Raw genomic sequence first — 18,147 nt, forward strand, 5'->3', positions numbered from 1 at the left:
GCTCGTTCCAAGATGAGGTATCCCACCCTTTGTGGGTTAAGGCCCCCAGCTAGACCACTGGGTTGATAGGCCAGAGGTGGAAGACCGGTAACGGTTGGAGCTGACTGGTACTAATAGGCCGAGGACTTGTTACGAAGACGCTACGCATCCACTGTGCGGTTCTGGAAGAACAACCAGAACCGATCGAACCCACTGGCAGACGAGAGTGTGCTGGTTCGGGGTTCAGGTTGAACATTTCCATAGTGTTTCGGTGGTTATAGCGTTGGGGAAACACCCGGTCCCATTCCGAACCCGGTAGTTAAGCCCTTCTGCGCCGATGGTACTGCACTGGTTACGGTGTGGGAGAGTAGGTCGCCGCCGAACTTAATTTGCCCTGCGGGTTGAGCGCCACAAGCGCTCCCCGCAGGGCTTTTTCGTGCGATGCGTTGGATGTGTCGGAAGACGCCGTCGAAGGCCGTGCCGGCCGCCTCGCAGTGTGTGGGAGCTGCTGAAGTGCCAGCCGAAATCGATCCGGCGTGCACAGCTCGCCTGTTGACACGTGGCAGGAGCGCAAGAGCAGGGCAGCTACCGCGCTATAGGTAGCCGTGGACTCCACACGGCTTCATAGGGTGCTTTGTTTTCACCCGAATGAGCCTCTTCTTTGGACCTCCTTCAAACCTTAGCTTCGGCCTATGACTGTGATCACGTCCACTGCGTACAGCCGTGAACTCGGCGACGAACTGCGACGGCTGCGGGAGACCTGCACCAACTTGGGCGGCCGCGCGATGGCCGTCCGGCTCGGGTGGGACCCGAGCAAGGTGTCCAACATCGAACGGGGCAAGGCGCGGGCGAGCGAGATCGACCTCGTGCAGCTCCTGACCATGTGCGGCAAGGACATCGACTTCTTCGAGGACTTTCGGCGTCGGTACAGGAACGCCTTCGACGAGTACATCGTGCAGGTGTCCGGCAACCTGCGGACCCTGGCCTTCGCCGAGTCGACCGCGAAGAAGATCATCAGTTACGACCCGCTCGCGGTGCCTGGCCTTGTGCAGGTGCCTGAATACGCCGACGCCCTCTACCGGCTCGGTGGGTTCATCGTGGAGGAGCGGATCCCGACGGTCGTCCAGTTCCGGGTCGATCGCCAGTCGATCCTGCGACGGCACGACCGGCCGGAATGCCTGTTCTTCGTCCACGAGCTCGCGTTGCGGCAGCGGGTCGGCAGCGAGCGGGTGATGGAGGAGCAGTACGCCCGGCTGCTGTTCGAGGCGGACGTCATCAGGGTCGTACCCGCCCACGTCGTGGTGCCCTCGACCGGCCTTGTGCTGTGGGAGTACGAGAAGGCGTCGCCGGTGGCGTTCAGCGATACGGATGTTGCCAAGGTGTTCGTGCAAGACACGGGAGCCATTGCGCGCACTCGGTTGCTCTTCAACCACCTGGAGCAGGTCGCCTTGGATGCGGAACAATCGCGGAGCAAGCTGGCGGAGTACGTCGGCCGACCGCGAGGAGATTTCGATGCTCAGGGAACGCGTCTGGCGTAAGAGCAGCTACAGCGGCGCCACCGAGGACAGCAACTGCGTCGAGGTGTCGTTCGCCCGGGACGTGCTGGTGCGGGACTCCAAGAACGCGGACGCGGGCACGCTGACGTTCAGCGCGCCCGCGTGGCGTGCGTTCGTTCAGCGCCAGCCGTGACGGGCGCGTAGCGCGTCCACGACCCGGCCGAACGCGGCGGGCGTCAGCACGGCGCCCTCACGCCGGATGTCGTCGTCCGAGTCGAGGGCGAAGACGCGGTCCAGGCGCAAGTAGGAGGGCCGGCCCTCGCGGTCCCAGGCGCCGCCGCCCAGCTCCACGAAGTCGTCGCGCGGCTCCTTCGACGAGAGCATGAGCGCGATCAAGTCGCCGTTCGCGCGACCCACGACCAGCAGTGGGCGGTCCTTGCCCCGGGAGGCGTCCTCCTCGAAGGGGACCCAGGCCCAGACGACCTCGCCGGGGTCGGCGTCGCCGTCCGACGAGGGCTCGTACTCGAGCTTCGTGGCGTCGGCGGCGTCGAAGATCTCACGGACCGCGCCCTGGGCGGGGCGGGGGTCCTCACCGTTCATCAGCACGAACGCACCCTAGTGGTGCCGGGCACCCCGGACACTATGGGACCATAAGGGGACACCCGTCCGATTTCCTGCTGAGGACCGCCTTGACCACGTTCGCCGACACGACCTTCACGCCTCCGGAGCTGATCCGGAACTTCTGCATCATCGCGCACATCGACCACGGCAAGTCGACGCTGGCCGACCGCATGCTGCAGCTCACCGGCGTGGTCGAAGCGCGGGCGATGCGCGCCCAGTACCTCGACCGCATGGACATCGAGCGGGAGCGCGGCATCACCATCAAGGCGCAGAATGTGCGCCTGCCGTGGCAGGTCAACGGGCAGGACCACGTCCTGCACATGATCGACACGCCTGGCCACGTCGACTTCACCTACGAGGTGTCCCGCGCGCTGGAAGCCTGTGAGGGCGCCGTGCTGCTGGTCGACGCCGCGCAGGGCATCGAGGCGCAGACGCTCGCGAACCTGTACCTGGCGATGGAGAACGACCTCACCATCATCCCGGTGCTGAACAAGATCGACCTGCCCGCCGCGGACCCCGACAAGTACGCGAAGGAGATCGCGCACATCGTCGGCTGCGAGCCGGACGACGTGCTGCGGGTCTCCGCGAAGACCGGTCTCGGCGTCGAGGCGCTGCTCGACGAGGTCGTGAAGCTGGTTCCGCCGCCGGTCGGCGCGGCCGACTCCCCGGCCCGCGCGATGATCTTCGACTCGGTCTACGACACCTACCGCGGCGTCGTCACCTACATCCGCGTCGTCGACGGCAAGATCACGCCGCGCGAGCGCATCAAGATGATGTCGACCGGCGCCACGCACGAGATCCTCGAGGTCGGCATCGTCTCTCCGGAGCCGAAGCCGTCGCAGGGTCTCGGTGTCGGCGAGGTGGGCTACCTGATCACCGGCGTGAAGGACGTGCGCCAGTCCAAGGTCGGCGACACGGTCACCTCCGAGCGCAAGGGCGCCACGGAGCCGCTGGCCGGCTACCGCGAGCCGCGGCCGATGGTCTACTCGGGCCTCTACCCGGTCGACGGCTCGGACTACCCCGAGCTGCGCGAGGCGCTCGACAAGCTGCAGCTCAACGACGCCGCGCTCACCTACGAGCCGGAGACGTCCGCGGCGCTGGGCTTCGGCTTCCGCTGCGGCTTCCTCGGCCTGCTGCACCTGGAGATCACCCGCGACCGCCTGGAGCGCGAGTACGGTCTCGACCTCATCTCCACGGCCCCGAACGTCGTGTACCGCGTTGTGATGGAGGACGGCACCGAGCACGTCGTGACGAACCCGTCCGACTGGCCGGAGGGCAAGCGCGCCGAGGTCTACGAGCCCGTCACCAAGTGCACCATCATCGCGCCGTCGGACTACATCGGCGCGATCATGGAACTCTGCCAGGGCAAGCGCGGCCAGCTCGGCGGCATGGACTACCTCTCCGAGGACCGCGTCGAGCTGCGCTACACGATGCCGCTCGGCGAGATCATCTTCGACTTCTTCGACTCGCTGAAGTCGCGCACCCGCGGCTACGCGTCGCTCGACTACGAAGAGGCCGGCGAGCAGGACGCGGAGCTCGTCAAGGTCGACATCCTGCTGCAGGGCGAGACGGTCGACGCGTTCAGCGCGATCGTGCACAAGGACTACGCCTACGCGTACGGCACGCGCATGGCGACCCGTCTGCGTGAGCTCATCCCCAGGCAGCAGTTCGAGGTGCCGATCCAGGCCGCGATCGGTGCCCGCGTGATCGCCCGCGAGACGATCCGCGCCATCCGCAAGGACGTGCTGGCCAAGTGCTACGGCGGTGACATCACCCGCAAGCGCAAGCTGCTCGAGAAGCAGAAGGAAGGCAAGAAGCGCATGAAGATGGTCGGCCGGGTCGAGGTGCCGCAGGAGGCCTTCGTCGCCGCGCTGTCCACGGATGAGCCGAAGGGCAAGAAGTAGGCGCAGTGGCACGTCTGCATGTCGGCTGCGCCATGTGGAACCACAAGGCGTGGCTCGGGCGGTTCCTGCCGCAGTCGCACCCCGCCGGGGAGCGACTGCGGGCCTACGCGGGCTGGTGCAACGCCGTCGAGGGCAACACCACGTTCTACGCGACGCCCGCCAGGAAGACCGTCGAGACCTGGGCGCGGCAGACCGACCCCGGCTTCCGGTTCGTGGTCAAGCTGCCCAAGGTCGTCACGCACGAGCGACGCCTGGCCGGCGTCGAGGTCGAGATGCGGGCGTTCCTGGACGCGATCGAACCTCTCGGCGAGCGCGCGGTCCTGTGGACCCAGTTGCCCGGCTCGTTCGGCCCGGCGGAGGTGGACGCCCTGGGCCGCTTCCTGCGCAGGCTGCCCGCCGGCCTCCGGCGTGCCGTGGAGGTGCGCCACCCGCTGTTCTTCACCGACGGAGCAGCGACGTCGCTGCTGGAGGGGGCGCTTGCCGGCGCGGACGCCGAGTGGGTGCCGTTCGACACGACGGTCTTCTTCCAGAGCCCGCCTACCAGCGAGGCCGAGCGGGAAGCCTGGGACAGGAAACCGCGGTTGCCGCGGCGAACGCGAGCGCTGACCGACCAGCCGGTCGTGCGCTACCTGGGCCGGGACTCGGTCGAGGACACGGTCGAGGGGTGGCGGCCGTGGACCGCGGTGGTCGCCGGCTGGCTGCGGGAGGGCAGGTCGCCGACGGTGTTCCTGCACACCCCCGACAACGACGACGCGCCGGCGCTGGCCCGCCGGTTCCACGACGAGGTTCGCGCGCTGGTGCCCGGCCTCGACGCACTGCCCGAGCCCGAGCCGGTCGAGCCCGCGACCCTGTTCTGAGCTACCGGCCCTTTGCTGTTTCGGCAACGGAATTTGCCGATTCGGCACGGTCTGGCGCACCTTGGAACCATGACGACAGCGCAGGAGTTCTGGGAGTCCTTCTACTCGGAGCGGGACCAGGTCTGGTCCGGCAACCCCAACCCGTTGCTGGTGCGCGAGGCTGAACGGCTCAAGCCCGGCAGCGCGCTCGACCTCGGCTGCGCGGAGGGTGGTGACGCCGTGTGGCTCGCGAAGCGGGGCTGGCGGGTGCTGGGTGTCGACGTGTCGCAGGTGGCGCTCGACCGCGCCCTCAAGCACGCCTACGACGCCGGCGTGGAGATCTCGGTGGAACAGCACGACCTCAAGGCCACGTTCCCCGAGGGGTTGTACGACCTCGTGAGCGCTCAGTTCCTGCACTCGCCGGTCGAGGAGGACGGGGAGCGCAACAGCATCCTCAAGCGGGCCTCGGAGGCGGTGGCGCCGGGCGGGTACCTCGTCATCGGCGGGCACGCGGGCGCGCCGTCGTGGTCCGAGCACCAGGACTACCGGTTCCCGACGACCAAGGACGTGCTCGACCACCTCGGGCTCAAGGACAACTGGATCATCGTCACCGACGAGGTGGTGGAACGGCCGCTCGTCGGGCCGGAGGGCCAGGAGGAGACGCGCAAGGACAACGTCCTCACCCTCAAGCGGTTGTTCTAGGAACGCGAAGGCCACCCTCGGCATCGTTGCCGGGGTGGCCCAAGGATCCAGTTCGTCAGGCGGAACGCAGGAGGCGGTCCATCGCCTGGCGGTTGATGATCGAACGGAGCTCGCCGGTCTCCTCCGCGGCGTGGCGGGAAAGAATGGCGTCCAACTCCAGCCGGTCACTCTCGGTGGTGTAGCTGGCCAACTGCCGTTCCAGGCTCTGACGCTTGACGCGAGCCGCGCGGCGGGAGGCCAAGCTCGAACGCAGGGACTTCACGGACAGGTCGTGGCGGGTCATCTCGTCCTTCCAATCTTGGTTACGTTTCGATAATACACCCTGCTCATGACATCTGTACCGATATAGAAGCGAGTTAGCTCACGTACTCGTCGAGCAACTTCAACGCTCGTGCGTACTTGACCTTCAGCCGCTCCTGCGTCTCCTGGTCCAGGCGGGCGAGGCGCGCGGGGGAGAGGTTGTCGCCGATGTCGGCGCGCTTCACGCTGAGTGCCAACGGGTTCGCCGCCACGCGCCGCAGGTAGTCCTCCTGCGGTTCGTCGTCGAGGTGCGACAGGGCGACCACCGCGTCAACGACGGCGGGAGGGCAGCCACGTGCGAGGAGGTCGTCGGCCGTCACCGGGGTGTCCTCGATGACGTCGTGCAGCACGGCGGCCATCTGCTCGTGCTCGCCGGACACCGACGCCATGACCCGCAACGGGTGTCCGATGTACGGCCGGCCCGACTTGTCGACCTGCCCCTCGTGGGCGGAGGTGGCGATCGCGACGGCGTCTTCGAGGGTGAACACGGCACAAAGCTATTCCAGGGCTTGACCCGGCGCAGTGGTCTAGTCCATTTTTAGTCCACTCACAACATGGTCGCCGCATGATGTGTGGAGGTGGACCATGTCCAAGACCAGACGAGCAGCCGTAGCGCTGCTCGCCGCGCTGGTGTCGTGCGCCGGTCTGGTGCTGGTGATCAACGGCAGTGCCGCCGCCGCCAACCTCGCGGCCAACAGCGGCTTCGAGGCCGGCAACCTGAGCGGTTGGACCTGCACCGAGGGCACGAGCGCCACCAGCAGCACCAAGCGCACCGGTTCGTACGCGCTGCAGGGCGCGCCCGCGGGCCAGAGCAACGCGCGGTGCCAGCAGACCGTGACGGTGCAGCCGAACACGGCCTACAAGCTGTCCGCGTGGGTGCAGGGCAGCTACGTCTACCTCGGCGTCACCGGTGGCGTCGAGAAGAACACCTGGACGCCCGGCTCGAGCGGCTTCAGCCAGCTGAGCCTCGACTTCAACTCCGGCAGCGCCGGCAGCGTCACGATCTACCTGCACGGCTGGTACGGCCAGCCCGCCTACTACGCCGACGACGTCACCCTCGACGGCCCCGGCACCCCGCCCACGACCACGAGCACCACGACGTCGACCACCACCACTACGACGACGACCACGACCACCACCACGACGACGACGAGCAACCCGCCGAACACCGGTCTGCCCAAGCACGTCCTGACGGGCTACTGGCAGAACTTCTACAACGGTGCGCGCGCTCTCAGGCTGTCGGACGTGCCCACCACCTACGACATCGTCGCGGTCTCGTTCGCCGACGCGACGGCGGTGCAGGGGCAGGTCGCGTTCAACCTCGACCCGGGGCTGAGCAGCCAGCTCGGCGGCTACACCGACGCGCAGTTCCGCGCCGACGTGAAGACCCTGCAGGGCCGCGGCCAGAAGGTGATCATCTCCGTCGGCGGTGAGAAGGGCACGATCAGCGTCGGCAACTCGACGGCGGCGGCGAACTTCGCCACCAGCGTCAAGGGCCTGATCGCCACCTACGGCTTCGACGGCGTCGACATCGACCTGGAGAACGGCGTCAACGCCCAGTACATGGGTCAGGCGCTGCGCGACATCCACGCCGGTGGCGGCAAGGTCATCACCATGGCGCCGCAGACGATCGACATGCAGAACGTCAACGCCGAGTACTTCAAGCTGGCGCTGGCCACCAAGGACATCCTGACGATCGTCAACATGCAGTACTACAACTCCGGCTCGATGCTCGGCTGCGACCAGCAGGTCCACAGCCAGGGCACGGTCAACTTCCTGACCGCGCTCGCGTGCATCCAGCTGCAGTCCGGCCTGCGCGCCGACCAGGTCGGTCTCGGCCTGCCCGCGTCGCCGTCCGGTGCCGGTGGCGGCTACCAGCCGCCGGCCAACGTCAACAACGCGCTCAGCTGCCTCGCCCGCGGCACGAACTGCGGGACGTTCAAGCCGAGCACGACCTGGCCGTCGATCCGCGGCGCCATGACGTGGTCGATCAACTGGGACGCCTCGAACAACTGGCAGTTCGCGAACACGGTCGCCCCTCATCTGGACTCCCTGCCCTAGATGACGGGCACCGCCGGCGCCACGTCCACTGTGGACGTGGTGCCGGTGCCCGCCGGAACGGCTGGGCGTCGGCAACGACACAGGCGTTCCGCCGGGCGTCCACCGTCCCGTCCAACTAGGTTGTTCTCATGTTCCCCACGCTGGCCGTGCCCGTGATCGCCGCGCCCATGGCGGGTGGCCCGTCCACCCCGGAACTGGTCGCCGCGGTGAACGAGGCGGGCGGCCTCGGGTTCCTCGCGGCCGGGTACATCACCGTCGAACAGCTCGCGGAGAAGATCACCCGCACCGCCGAGCTCACCGCCGAGCCGTTCGGGGTCAACCTGTTCGTGCCCGGCACGCGGCCGACGGCCGACATCTCCTCCTACGTGCGAAGCGTCACGGCCCACGCGGACAAGGTCGGCGCGACGCCCGGTGAACCGCGCTGGGACGACGACAACTACGCGGCGAAGCTCGAACTCGTGCTGGCCCTGCGGGTGCCGGTGGTGTCGTTCACCTTCGGCCTGCCCGAGGCCGACGACGTGCGGCGGCTCAAGGCGGCTGGCTCGACCGTCGTCGTGACGGTCACCACCCCGGGCGAGGCGCGGCAGGCGCAGCACGTCGGCGCGGACGTCGTGTGCGTGCAGGGCTCGGACGCGGGCGGCCACCGGGGCACGTTCACCGACGACGGCATCTCGCCCGGCGGCGGTGAGCTCTACGGCACCCTCGCGGCGATCCGGCTCGTCAAGAGCGCCGTCGACCTGCCCGTCATCGCGACCGGTGGTCTCGTCACCGGCGCCGACGTCGCCGCCGTGCTGGCCGCGGGAGCGGTCGCGGCGCAGCTCGGCACCGCGTTCCTCGGTTGCCCGGAGGCGGGAACCGCTGCCGCGCAACGGGAAGCGCTCGCCGAGGGGAGCAGGCGCACCGCGCTCACGCGGGCGTTCAGCGGACGGCCCGCCCGCGGTCTCGTCAACCGGTTCCTGGTCGAACAAGGCCCGCACGCGCCCGCGGCGTACCCGAACGTGCACCACCTCACGAAGCCGGTGCGCGCCACCGGCCAGATGGAGGTCATGTCGCTGTGGGCGGGCACCACCTACCCGCTCGCGACGAGCGCCCCGGCCGCGGAGGTCGTCGCGCGGATCGCCGCCGAGCTGACCGAAGCGATCACCGTGCTGGCAGAGCGCTTCGGGCGCGGCTAAGAAGGAGAGCGTGACCTCGCTCTCCGATGAGATGTTCCAGGTGGCCATGGACCGCGAGCCGTTGTTCGCGTCCCTGGTCGGGGTGGCGGGCTGGGACGACCGGCTCGAAGACCTCAGCGACGACGGCGAGCGGGAGGTCCGGCGACGCCTGGACGACATCCTGAGCCGTGTCGCCACGAGCGACGAGGACCCGGTCACCCTCGCGGTGGTCCGGCACCAGGCCGAGTTCGCCCGCCACCGCATCGACGCGCGGCTGGTCGAGCACACCGTCGCCGAGGGACTCGCCGCACCGGTCAACAACCTCCTGATGACGGCGCCGCAGGTGGACATGTCCCGGCGGCTCGCGCAGGTGCCGCGGTTCCTCGACCAGGTCGCCGCGCGGGTGCGCGACTCCGACCGCAGGCCGTTGCGCCGGCACGTCCTGAGCACCTCGGCACGGCTCGCGAGCTTCCTGGAGTCACCGGCCCAGGAGTGGGAGGGCGACTCGTCCGGCGACATCCGGGCCGCGATCGCGCGGTACCGCGAGACCCTGCTCGCCCTGGACGCCACCCGTGACGACGACAGGGCGGGCCTGTGCTGGCTGCCCGACGGCGAGCGGAACTACGCCGCCCTGGTCGCCGACTACACGACCACCACCCGCACACCGGGGGAACTGCACCAGCTCGGGCTCGACCTGATCGCGCGGCTGCGCGAGGAGTACGCCGAGATCGGCTCGCGGGCGTGGGGCACCGCCGACGTGTCGCGGATCTTCCACCGGCTGCGCACAGAACTGTTGTGGGACAACGAGGAAGAGATGGTCACGCATGCGGTGCGGGCCATCGCGCGCGCCGAGGCGGAAGCGCCCAGGTGGTTCGGCCGGATGCCGAAGGCCCGCTGCGAGGTCAAGCTCGTCGAGGAGGCCGAACGCGCGACCGCGCCCATCGCGTACTACCTGCAGGCCCCGCTGGACGGCAGCCGTCCCGGCGTCTACTGGCTGAACCCGCTGGGCGCGACCGAACGCAGCCGCACGCAGTCCGAGACGACCGCGTTCCACGAAGCGATCCCCGGCCACCACTACCAGACCACCCTCGCCGCCGAGACCGAGCTGCCCGACCTCCGCAAGTACGCCGCGATCGACGCGTACCTCGAGGGCTGGGGTCTCTACGCCGAGCGCTTGGCTGACGAGATGGGCTTGTTCTCCTCCGACGAGCAACGCCTCGGCATGCTCTCGGCCGACGCGATGCGCGCCGCCCGGCTCGTGGTCGACACCGGTCTGCACGCGTTCGGCTGGTCGCGGCAACGGGCCGTCGACTACCTGCGGGCCAACACGGTGATGCCCGAACCGGAGATCCAGTCGGAGGTCGACCGGTACGTCGAAGTGCCCGGGCAGGCCTTGGCGTACATGGTGGGGCGCATCGAGATCCAGCGGCTGCGGGCCGAGGCGCGGGAGCGGCTGGGCGACCGCTTCGACGTCCGGGAGTTCCACGACCTCGTGGTGGGCAGCGGCCCCGTTCCGCTGTCCACCCTCGATGATCTGGTCACGACGTGGGCGGGGAGGCCCTGATGTCCCTTTCGGACGAGATGTTCCAGGCGATGATGGACTGGGACCCGCTGTTCGCCACGCTCGTCGGCGTGCCCGGCTGGGACGACCGGCTCGAGGATCCCAGCACCGAAGGTCAGCAGGCGTTGCGCGCGCGGTTGACGGCCATCCTCGACCGCGTCGGCTCCAGCGACGAGGACCAGGTCGCGAAGGACGTGATCCGGCACCAGGCCACCTCGATCATCACCAAGATCGACGCGCGCCTCGTCGAGCACACCGTGTCCCGCGGCCTGAACGCCCCGGTCGGCGTCCTGCTGCGGGCCACCTCGCAGATCGACTTCTCCCGGCGCCGCCACCTCGTGCCGCGGTTCCTGCGGCAGGCGGGCGAACGGCTCCTCGACAGCGACCGCAGGCCGTTGCTCCGGCACGCCCGCAACGGTGCCGCGCACGTCGAACGGTTCCTCGCCTCCCCGAAGCAGGAGTGGGAGGGCGAGCTGGACCTGCGCGGCGAGTTCGCCCGCTACCGGGAGGTCCTGCTGGGCCTGCCCGGCCGTGACGACGAGCAGGCCGGTCTGTGCTGGCTGCCCGACGGCGAGGAGAACTACCGCAAGCTCGTCCGCGACTACACGACCGCCTCGTACACACCGGCCGAGCTGCACGCGCTCGGCCTCGACCTCATCGCCCGGCTGCGCGAGGAGTACGCGGAGATCGGGTCGCGGGTCTGGGGTGTCAGCGACGTACCGGAGATCTTCCGGCGGTTGCGCACGGACCTGTTGTGGGACAACGAGGACGAGATGCTCGTCAGCGCCGTCGAAGCCGTCGCGCGGGCGGAAGCCGAGGCGCCGAACTGGTTCGGGCGGTTGCCGGAGGCGCGCTGCGAGGTCCGCTTCGTGCCCGAGATCGACCGGGAGAGCGCACCGTTCGCGTACTACACGGACGCGGCCCTAGACGGTTCCCGTCCCGGCACGTACTTCGTGAACCCGTTCAACGCCACCGGACGCAGCCGCACGGTGTCCGAGGTGACGGCGTTCCACGAGGCCACGCCCGGCCACCACTTCCAGCTCTCGATCGCCGCCGAGACCGAGCTGTCGAACCTGCGCAAGTTCGCGTTCGTCGACGCCTACCTCGAGGGCTGGGGCCTCTACACCGAGCGCCTGGCTGACGAGATGGGCCTGTACTCCTCCGACGAGGCACGGCTGGGGATGCTCGGGCTCGACGCGATGCGCGCCGGCCGGCTCGTGGTCGACACGGGCCTGCACGCGCTGGGGTGGTCGCGGCAGCAGGCCGTCGACTACCTGTGCGAGAACACCACGATGGACGACTCGGAGATCAGCTCCGAGGTCGACCGGTACATCGAGACGCCTGGTCAGGCGCTCGCGTACATGGTGGGACGCCTGGAGATCCTGCGGCTGCGCGGCGAGGCCCGGGCGGCGATGGGCGAGCGGTTCGACATCAGGGCGTTCCACGACCTCGTGCTGGAGAACGGCGTCGTACCGTTGTCCACGCTCGGCAACCTCGTCTCCGACTGGTCCAGGAGGGCCTGATGTCACTCGCCGATGAGATGTTCACGGCGCTCATGGACTACTCGCCGCTGCAGGCGGCGATGCTGGGCGTGCCGGGCTGGGAGGAGGGGCTCGGCGACCTGAGCGCCGAGGGCCAGCGGGCGAGCCGGGACAGGATCGCGAGCCTCGTGAGCAGGGCGGAGATGGACGACTCCGAGGACCCGGTCACGCTCGCGGTCATCCGGCAGCAGGGCACGGCGGTCGTCGACCGCATCGACGCGAGGCTGGTCGAGCACACCGTCGCCACCATGAGCGCGCCGGTGAACAGCCTGCTCATGATCTCCTCGAAGCTGGACGTCTCCGGGCGCCTCGGCCTGTACCCGCGCTACGTCGAGCAGGCGGGCGAGAGGGTGCGGGACTCCGACCGCCGCCCGCTGTCGCGGCACCTCCGGACCGGCGTGCAGCGCATGGACGCGTTCCTCGCCCTGCCCGCGCAGGAGTGGGAGGGCGGGCACTCGGACGACATCCGCGCCGCCGTCGCCGGGTTCCGCGACGTGCTGGCGTCGATCGAGGACGGCCGCGGCGACGACCGGGCGGGCCTGTGCTGGCTGCCCGACGGTGAGCGGAACTACGCGAACCTGGTCCGCGACTACACCACGACCTCCCGCACGCCCGATGAGCTGCACCGGCTGGGACTCGACGTCATCGCGTCCCTGCGCGAGGAGTACGCGGAGATCGGCTCGCGGCTGTGGGGCACGGCGGACGTGCCGGAGATCTTCCACCGGCTGCGCACGGAACTGCTGTGGGACGACGAACAGCAGATGGTCGAGAGCGCGGTGGAGGCGATCGCCAGGGCGGAGGCGGAGGCGCCGAAGTGGTTCGGGCGCATGCCGGCCGTCGGCTGCCGGGTGCGAGCCGTGCCGCCGGAGGAGCAGGCCACGTCGGCGATCGCGTTCTACCAGCCCGCGCCCGCCGACCGGTCGCGTCCCGGCACGTACTGGCTGAACCCGTTGGGCGCCACCGAACGCAGCCGGACGCTGTCCGAGGTGACGGCGTTCCACGAGGCGGTGCCGGGCCACCACTACCAGTTCTCGATCGCCGGCGAGACCGAGCTGCCGAACCTGCGCAAGTACGCGTTCATCGAGGCGTACCTGGAGGGCTGGGGCCTCTACACCGAGCGCCTGGCCGACGAGATGGGCCTCTACTCGTCGGACGAGCAGCGCCTCGGCATGCTGGGACTCGACGCGATGCGCGCCGGGCGGCTCGTCGTCGACACGGGCATCCACGCGTTCGGCTGGTCGCGGCAGCAGGCCGTCGACTACCTGCGCGAGAACACCGTCATGACCGAGCCCGAGATCCACTCGGAGGTCGACCGGTACATCGAGACGCCGGGCCAGGCGCTCGCGTACATGGTGGGGCGTCTGGAGATCCAGCGCATCCGGGCCGAGGCCGAGACGACGCTGGGCGACCGGTTCGACGTCCGTGCGTTCCACGACCTGGTGGTGGGGAGCGGCGCGGTGCCGCTCTCCACCCTCGGCCGGATCGTCAGTGCTTGGACCGGCGCTCCATGACGGAGTGCCGCTTCGAGTAGGCGAAGTAGATGATCAGGCCGATCACGAACCAGACCGCGAACCGCAGCCAGGTCTCCGGGGTGAGGAACGTGATCAGCCAGATCGAGAAGACCACGCCGATGATCGGCACCACCGGCATGCCCGGCGTCCTGAACGTGCGGGGCAGGTCGGGCTGCTTGTAGCGCAACACGACCACGGCGATGCACACGACGACGAACGCCAGCAGGATGCCGATGTTGGTGAGCTCGGCCGCCTCCGCGATCGGCAGGAACCCGGCGATGACCGCGGAGGCGACGCCCAGCACCCAGGTGATGCGCGACGGGACGTGCTTCACCGGGTGCGTCTTCGCGAACCACCGGGGCAGCAGGCCGTCGCGGCTCATCGAGTAGCCGACGCGGGCCGCGCCCAGCAGGAACGTGAACAGCACCGTCGTGATGCCGAGGATCGCGCCGACGCTGATGACGATGCCGAGCGCGGGGAGGCCGATGTCGGCGAAAGCCGTGGCGAACGCGGACTCCGAGTCGACGTCCCGGTAGTTCACCATGCCCGTCAGCACCAGGCAGGCCAGCACGTACAGGACCATGGAGATCGCCAGCGAGTACAGGATCGCCTTGGGCATGTGCCGCTGCGAGTCCTTCGACTCCTCCGCCGCCGTGGACATCGCGTCGTAGCCGAACACCGCGAAGAACACCGTCGCGGCACCCGTGAGCGCACCCGAGATGCCGAACGGGAAGAACGGGTTGTAGTTGTCGGTGTTGATGTGGAACGCGCCGACGATGATGACCAGCGCCACGACGGCGACCTTCAGGTACACCAGCGTGGTCTCGAAGCGGGCGGCGTTCTTCATGCCCGTGTTGAGCACGTACGCGATCAGCAGGCACAGCACGACCGCGAACAGGTTCACCTTGTACGTGCCCGCGGCGACGTCACCGGACTCGGTGCCCGGCGCGCCCAGCATCCACTGCGGCAGTTGGACGTTCAGCAACGACAGCAGTTCCGTGAAGTAGCCCGAGATGCCGATCGCGACCACCGCCACGATCGCGGTGTACTCGAGCAGCAGGTCCCACCCGATGAACCAGCCGACGATCTCGCCCAGCACCGCGTAGCCGTAGGTGTAGGCGCTGCCCGCCTTGGGGATCAGGCCCGCGAACTCCGCGTACGAGAACGCCGCCGCCGCGCTCGCGACACCGGCGACGAGGAACGAGACCAGCACGGCCGGGCCCGCGGTCTTGTTCGCGACGGCGCCCGCGAGGCTGAAGATGCCCGCGCCGATGATGCCGCCGATGCCGATCGCCGTGAGCTGCCACAGGCCCAGTGTTCTGGTGAGCCCGTCGCCTTTGTCCTCGGCGATCTGGTCGATGGGCTTGCGCCGGAAGACGCCCTGTGCGGTCATGCCTAGCTCCCTTGAGAAGTGGGTCCGGGCGAACCTATTCGCGACCACTGTCACGCGGTTTGTCCGGACCCACCAATCGGGAGCTTGTTTTTTGGCTTCAGGTGCTGTTTACGAGCGGGAGAACACGATCTTGCCGGCGGTCTCGCCGTCCAGCATCGCCTTCAGGCCCTGCTCGGCGTCCTCGAACCCCAGCTCGGCGCCGATCTGCGGCTTGAGCCCGTTGAGCGCGCAGAACCGCAGGAGATCGCCCAGCTCCTCGCGCGTGCCCATGGTCGAGCCGACGACCCGCAGCTGCAGGAAGAAGAGCCGTTGGAGCTCGGCCGCCGAGGCGTCGCCCGACGTCGCGCCGGAGATCACCACGACGCCGCCGGGCTTGAGCGCCTTCATCGAGTGCGACCAGGTGGCCTTGCCGACGGTCTCGAACACCGCGTCGACCCGTTCGGGCAGGCGCGCGCCCGACTCGAACACCTCGTGCGCGCCCAGGCCGCTGGCGAGTGCGCGCTTCTCCTCCGTGCGGCCGGTGACCCAGACGCGGAACCCGGCGGCACGACCCAGCTGGATCAGCGCGGTCGACACGCCGCCCGACGCGCCCTGCACGAGCATCGTCTGGCCGGGGCGCAGGCCGGACTTCACGAACAGCATCCGGTACGCGGTCAGCCACGCCGTGCCCATGCAGGCGGCCTCGGCGAACGACAGGTCCGCGGGCTTGGGCAGCGCGTTGCGGGCCGGCACCACGACGTAGTCGGCGAACGTGCCCTGGTGCTTCTCGGTGAGCAGCGTGCGCTTCGGGTCGAGCGTCTCGTCGCCGGCCCAGCCCGGGTCGCCGATGACGGAGTGCAGCACCACCTCGGTGCCGTCGTCGAGGGTGCCCGCGCCGTCGCAGCCGAGGATCATCGGGAACTGCTCGGGCTTGATTCCGACGCCGCGCAGCGTCCACAGGTCGTGCATGTTGAGGCTGGCCGCCTTGACGGCGACGCGCACCCACCCGGCGGGCGCCTCGGGCTCGGGGCGCTCGCCGACGCGGAGCGAGGCCAGCGGGTTCTCGGGACTGGGTTCTGCTGCGTAGACGGCGAACATGGTTCGCAACATACCCACCTGGATCGTGGCCAAATGCCGTGACACCGGTCACGGGACTAGGGTGGGGTGGGTGGACTGGCTGGTGCAGTGGTGGGACGGGGTCGAGCTGTGGCTCGTGCAGCTCCCCGTCGCCGTGCAGTTCCCCGTCGTGATGATCGTGGTGTTGCCGCTCTGCCTGGGCGTGGCGCGGCTGATCGACCGCGTCGCCGACTGGGGTGCGAACAACCCGGCGTCCATCGGCTCGCCGGAGCCGGAGCCCGAATCGGAGAAGGTCGCCGCGTGAGTCCTGGTCGTCGCCTGACCGTCGCACTGGTCGGGCTCATCGCTCTGGTCGTCGTCGGGTGGTTCGTCAAGGACACCGCCTCGAACCCCGAGGCGCCGCCCGCGAGCACCGCGCCGTCGGCGTCCCGGCTGGCCGAGGTGCCGGGCGGGAAGTCCGGCTTGGACGTCCAGGCGCTGTCGAAGCTGCCCGCCGAGGCCGCGAAGACGTGGAAGCTGATCGAGTCGAAGGGGCCGTTCCCGTACCCGCGCAACGACGGCGTGACGTTCCAGAACCGCGAGAAGCGGCTGCCTGCCAAGGAGTCCGGGTACTACAAGGAGTACACGGTGCCGACGCCCGGAAGTCCGGACCGGGGCGCGCGCCGGATCGTCACCGGGTCGGAAGAGGAAGTTTTCTACACCGGTGACCACTATTCGACGTTCGTCGTCGTGGACGTGACGAAGTGAAACGGCGCATTCTCGTCTCGGAGAAGAAAGCCGCCATCGCGGCCATTGCGCAGGCGCTCGACTTCCCGGAGTGGTTCGGGCAGAACCTGGACGCGCTGCACGACAGCCTGACCGACCTCTCGTGGCTGCCCGAGGGCGAGTACGTGCTGGTCGTGCCCGTGGACCTGGACCCGTCCGTTCTCGAGGTCCTGCGTGACGCCGCGAAGCAGACCGCCGGATCAGGTGACCGGAGACTGCGCGTGGTTCGCACGGAACGGTGACCGGGGCTGCGCAATTCCCGTCCGGGGTGGACAGTGCCGTCCCGTGGGAACGCATTTCCGCCGCACGGGCGAGGAACCCTCGGCCGAAGGGCACGAGGGTTTCCCCGGGTACGCCAGGATCGACTCGGGTTCCGCGAAGCACACCGAGGCGTTCGAGAACGACGGCAGGCTGATGCGCGCTTGCGGGTCCCCGCAGGGCGTCGTCGAGTGCACCGGCTGGTTCTAGTCCTCCGCGGGCACCCAGGACGGCTTGCGCTTCTCCCGGAACGCCGTGATGCCCTCCTGGCCCTCGGGGCCGCCGAAGTGCCGCGCCGACAGCTCCAGCATGTCCGCGAAGACCTCGCCGAGGTTCGTGGACCTCTCCCGCTGCAGCATCTCCTTGGTGGCCGCGAGCGCCCGGGGGGCACCGAGCGCGAGCATGTCGGTGTAGCGGCGGACCTCCGCGTCGACGCCGTCGACGGGCACCGCGGAGTTGAGCAAGCCGATCTCGACGGCGCGCTGGGCGTTGAACGCCTCACCGGTGAGGAACAGCTCGTGGGCCTGGCGGGGGAGCAGGCGCGGGAGCACCGTCACGGAGATGACGGCCGGCACGACACCGATGCGGACCTCGCTGAACGCGAACGTGGCCTCGTTCGCGGCGATGGCGATGTCGCACGCCGCCACGATGCCGACGCCGCCCGCGCGAGCCGGGCCCCTGAGCGCGGCGACGACCGGCTTGGGGCTGGTCCACAGCTGTTCGAGGATCGCGGGGAACTCGTTGACGCCCTGGTCACCCGCGCTCGCGCCGGCGGCCTCCTTGAGGTCCATGCCGGAGCAGAACACGGGGCCCGTGTGCGTCAGCACGACCACGCGCACCTGGTCGTCCTGCGCCGCCGTGCCCAGGTGCCCGCGGAGCTCCCGGCGCAGCTGCGAGGACAGCGCGTTGCGGTTGTGGGGGGAGTCCAGCGTGATCGTCGCGATGCCACGCCGCACCTCGTAGTGGACCAGCTCATCTGCCATGCGGCTGACCTTAGCTCCCGGCCTTC

20 protein-coding genes and 2 rRNA genes are annotated in these 18,147 nt (G+C 69.2%); 16 read left to right on the forward strand and 6 right to left on the reverse strand.

The window, feature by feature from the left end:
- The 4 genes from BLQ91_RS25075 to BLQ91_RS25090 all read left to right on the forward strand — a co-directional run.
- Positions 1-134, forward strand: a 23S ribosomal RNA gene (locus BLQ91_RS25075); the annotation flags it as partial.
- 112 nt (positions 135-246) lie between these two features.
- Positions 247-363, forward strand: a 5S ribosomal RNA gene (gene rrf, locus BLQ91_RS25080).
- Between the two features lie 308 nt (positions 364-671).
- On the forward strand, positions 672-1,517 hold the full coding sequence (locus BLQ91_RS25085) for a helix-turn-helix domain-containing protein (RefSeq protein WP_090100393.1): 846 nt from the start codon (positions 672-674) through the stop codon (positions 1,515-1,517).
- Positions 1,492-1,668: a DUF397 domain-containing protein gene (locus BLQ91_RS25090; protein ID WP_090100395.1), complete on the forward strand. Its 177-nt coding sequence runs from the start codon at positions 1,492-1,494 to the stop codon at positions 1,666-1,668. Before BLQ91_RS25085 ends, BLQ91_RS25090 begins: the two co-directional genes overlap by 26 nt.
- Here BLQ91_RS25090 and BLQ91_RS25095 read toward each other — a convergent pair.
- Entirely contained in the window at positions 1,653-2,075 is a 423-nt protein-coding gene (locus BLQ91_RS25095) for a type II toxin-antitoxin system PemK/MazF family toxin (RefSeq protein WP_090100806.1), read from the reverse strand. The two genes, BLQ91_RS25090 and BLQ91_RS25095, sit on opposite strands and share 16 nt — an antisense overlap.
- 89 nt (positions 2,076-2,164) lie before the next feature.
- Between BLQ91_RS25095 and lepA the strand changes: the two genes are divergently transcribed.
- From lepA to BLQ91_RS25110, 3 genes are all read left to right on the forward strand, one after another.
- Positions 2,165-4,000: a translation elongation factor 4 gene (lepA, locus tag BLQ91_RS25100; RefSeq protein ID WP_090100397.1), complete on the forward strand. Its 1,836-nt coding sequence runs from the start codon at positions 2,165-2,167 to the stop codon at positions 3,998-4,000.
- Positions 4,001-4,032: 32 nt separating this feature from the next.
- Complete coding sequence (locus tag BLQ91_RS25105) at positions 4,033-4,857, forward strand: DUF72 domain-containing protein (protein WP_090100399.1); 825 nt, start codon at positions 4,033-4,035, stop codon at positions 4,855-4,857.
- Between the two features lie 69 nt (positions 4,858-4,926).
- The gene (locus BLQ91_RS25110; protein ID WP_090100401.1) at positions 4,927-5,538 is read left to right on the forward strand and encodes a class I SAM-dependent methyltransferase; all 612 of its coding nucleotides are present in this window, start codon (positions 4,927-4,929) and stop codon (positions 5,536-5,538) included.
- Between the two features lie 55 nt (positions 5,539-5,593).
- Here BLQ91_RS25110 and BLQ91_RS25115 read toward each other — a convergent pair whose 3' ends face one another.
- Both BLQ91_RS25115 and BLQ91_RS25120 read right to left on the reverse strand, forming a co-directional pair.
- The gene (locus BLQ91_RS25115) at positions 5,594-5,821 is read right to left on the reverse strand and encodes a hypothetical protein (RefSeq protein WP_090100403.1); all 228 of its coding nucleotides are present in this window, start codon (positions 5,819-5,821) and stop codon (positions 5,594-5,596) included.
- 73 nt (positions 5,822-5,894) lie between these two features.
- Positions 5,895-6,326, reverse strand: a complete 432-nt coding sequence (locus BLQ91_RS25120; protein WP_090100405.1) for an HD domain-containing protein — start codon at positions 6,324-6,326, stop codon at positions 5,895-5,897.
- 97 nt (positions 6,327-6,423) lie between these two features.
- Here BLQ91_RS25120 and BLQ91_RS25125 point away from each other — a divergent pair, with 97 nt between their 5' ends.
- The 5 genes from BLQ91_RS25125 (at position 6,424) to BLQ91_RS25145 (ending at position 13,666) form a co-directional block, all read left to right on the forward strand.
- Positions 6,424-7,899 carry a chitinase gene (locus BLQ91_RS25125; protein ID WP_090100407.1) on the forward strand — a complete coding sequence of 492 codons (1,476 nt, stop codon included), beginning with the start codon at positions 6,424-6,426 and terminating at the stop codon, positions 7,897-7,899.
- Positions 7,900-8,027: 128 nt separating this feature from the next.
- Positions 8,028-9,074 (forward strand): nitronate monooxygenase, encoded by a 1,047-nt coding sequence (locus tag BLQ91_RS25130; RefSeq protein WP_090100409.1) that lies wholly within the window; start codon positions 8,028-8,030, stop codon positions 9,072-9,074.
- 10 nt (positions 9,075-9,084) lie between these two features.
- On the forward strand, positions 9,085-10,617 hold the full coding sequence (locus BLQ91_RS25135; protein ID WP_425412534.1) for a DUF885 domain-containing protein: 1,533 nt from the start codon (positions 9,085-9,087) through the stop codon (positions 10,615-10,617).
- Complete coding sequence (locus BLQ91_RS25140; RefSeq protein ID WP_090100807.1) at positions 10,617-12,137, forward strand: DUF885 domain-containing protein; 1,521 nt, start codon at positions 10,617-10,619, stop codon at positions 12,135-12,137. Before BLQ91_RS25135 ends, BLQ91_RS25140 begins: the two co-directional genes overlap by 1 nt.
- The gene (locus BLQ91_RS25145; protein WP_090100414.1) at positions 12,137-13,666 is read left to right on the forward strand and encodes a DUF885 domain-containing protein; all 1,530 of its coding nucleotides are present in this window, start codon (positions 12,137-12,139) and stop codon (positions 13,664-13,666) included. The genes BLQ91_RS25140 and BLQ91_RS25145 overlap by 1 nt, the downstream gene beginning before the upstream one ends.
- Here the strand turns inward: BLQ91_RS25145 and BLQ91_RS25150 are convergent.
- Together BLQ91_RS25150 and BLQ91_RS25155 are read right to left on the reverse strand one after the other, a co-directional pair.
- A complete protein-coding gene (locus tag BLQ91_RS25150) occupies positions 13,641-15,059 on the reverse strand; it encodes an amino acid permease (RefSeq protein ID WP_090100416.1) in 1,419 nt (472 codons plus the stop codon). The two genes, BLQ91_RS25145 and BLQ91_RS25150, sit on opposite strands and share 26 nt — an antisense overlap.
- A gap of 108 nt (positions 15,060-15,167) precedes the next feature.
- Positions 15,168-16,136: a zinc-binding dehydrogenase gene (locus BLQ91_RS25155; protein WP_090100808.1), complete on the reverse strand. Its 969-nt coding sequence runs from the start codon at positions 16,134-16,136 to the stop codon at positions 15,168-15,170.
- Positions 16,137-16,206: 70 nt separating this feature from the next.
- On the opposite strand from BLQ91_RS25155, the gene BLQ91_RS25160 reads away from it, so the two are divergent.
- From BLQ91_RS25160 to BLQ91_RS25175, 4 genes are read left to right on the forward strand one after another with little or no spacing between them, the layout of a single operon-like run.
- Positions 16,207-16,419: a hypothetical protein gene (locus tag BLQ91_RS25160; RefSeq protein WP_090100418.1), complete on the forward strand. Its 213-nt coding sequence runs from the start codon at positions 16,207-16,209 to the stop codon at positions 16,417-16,419.
- On the forward strand, positions 16,416-16,862 hold the full coding sequence (locus tag BLQ91_RS25165; RefSeq protein WP_090100420.1) for a guanyl-specific ribonuclease: 447 nt from the start codon (positions 16,416-16,418) through the stop codon (positions 16,860-16,862). The genes BLQ91_RS25160 and BLQ91_RS25165 overlap by 4 nt, the downstream gene beginning before the upstream one ends.
- Positions 16,859-17,122 (forward strand): barstar family protein, encoded by a 264-nt coding sequence (locus BLQ91_RS25170; RefSeq protein WP_090100422.1) that lies wholly within the window; start codon positions 16,859-16,861, stop codon positions 17,120-17,122. Before BLQ91_RS25165 ends, BLQ91_RS25170 begins: the two co-directional genes overlap by 4 nt.
- Positions 17,123-17,165: 43 nt before the next feature.
- Positions 17,166-17,348: a hypothetical protein gene (locus BLQ91_RS25175; RefSeq protein WP_090100424.1), complete on the forward strand. Its 183-nt coding sequence runs from the start codon at positions 17,166-17,168 to the stop codon at positions 17,346-17,348.
- Here the strand turns inward: BLQ91_RS25175 and BLQ91_RS25180 are convergent.
- On the reverse strand, positions 17,345-18,121 hold the full coding sequence (locus tag BLQ91_RS25180; protein ID WP_090100427.1) for an enoyl-CoA hydratase-related protein: 777 nt from the start codon (positions 18,119-18,121) through the stop codon (positions 17,345-17,347). The genes BLQ91_RS25175 and BLQ91_RS25180 overlap by 4 nt on opposite strands.
- Positions 18,122-18,147 lie beyond the last annotated feature (26 nt).

Source organism: Lentzea jiangxiensis, assembly GCF_900104175.1.
GTDB classification, from domain to species: Bacteria; Actinomycetota; Actinomycetes; order Mycobacteriales; family Pseudonocardiaceae; genus Lentzea; species Lentzea jiangxiensis.

Bases quoted from the DNA above. Each gene is read 5' to 3' on its own strand.
- BLQ91_RS25085 (WP_090100393.1), top strand. From the start codon at position 672: ATGACTGTGATCACGTCCACTGCGTACAGCCGTGAACTCGGCGACGAA.
- BLQ91_RS25090 (WP_090100395.1), top strand. From the start codon at position 1,492: ATGCTCAGGGAACGCGTCTGGCGTAAGAGCAGCTACAGCGGCGCCACC.
- BLQ91_RS25095 (WP_090100806.1), bottom strand. From the start codon at position 2,075: ATGAACGGTGAGGACCCCCGCCCCGCCCAGGGCGCGGTCCGTGAGATC.
- BLQ91_RS25105 (WP_090100399.1), top strand. From the start codon at position 4,033: ATGTGGAACCACAAGGCGTGGCTCGGGCGGTTCCTGCCGCAGTCGCAC.
- BLQ91_RS25110 (WP_090100401.1), top strand. From the start codon at position 4,927: ATGACGACAGCGCAGGAGTTCTGGGAGTCCTTCTACTCGGAGCGGGAC.
- BLQ91_RS25115 (WP_090100403.1), bottom strand. From the start codon at position 5,821: ATGACCCGCCACGACCTGTCCGTGAAGTCCCTGCGTTCGAGCTTGGCC.
- BLQ91_RS25125 (WP_090100407.1), top strand. From the start codon at position 6,424: ATGTCCAAGACCAGACGAGCAGCCGTAGCGCTGCTCGCCGCGCTGGTG.
- BLQ91_RS25130 (WP_090100409.1), top strand. From the start codon at position 8,028: ATGTTCCCCACGCTGGCCGTGCCCGTGATCGCCGCGCCCATGGCGGGT.
- BLQ91_RS25140 (WP_090100807.1), top strand. From the start codon at position 10,617: ATGTCCCTTTCGGACGAGATGTTCCAGGCGATGATGGACTGGGACCCG.
- BLQ91_RS25145 (WP_090100414.1), top strand. From the start codon at position 12,137: ATGTCACTCGCCGATGAGATGTTCACGGCGCTCATGGACTACTCGCCG.
- BLQ91_RS25150 (WP_090100416.1), bottom strand. From the start codon at position 15,059: ATGACCGCACAGGGCGTCTTCCGGCGCAAGCCCATCGACCAGATCGCC.
- BLQ91_RS25155 (WP_090100808.1), bottom strand. From the start codon at position 16,136: ATGTTCGCCGTCTACGCAGCAGAACCCAGTCCCGAGAACCCGCTGGCC.
- BLQ91_RS25180 (WP_090100427.1), bottom strand. From the start codon at position 18,121: ATGGCAGATGAGCTGGTCCACTACGAGGTGCGGCGTGGCATCGCGACG.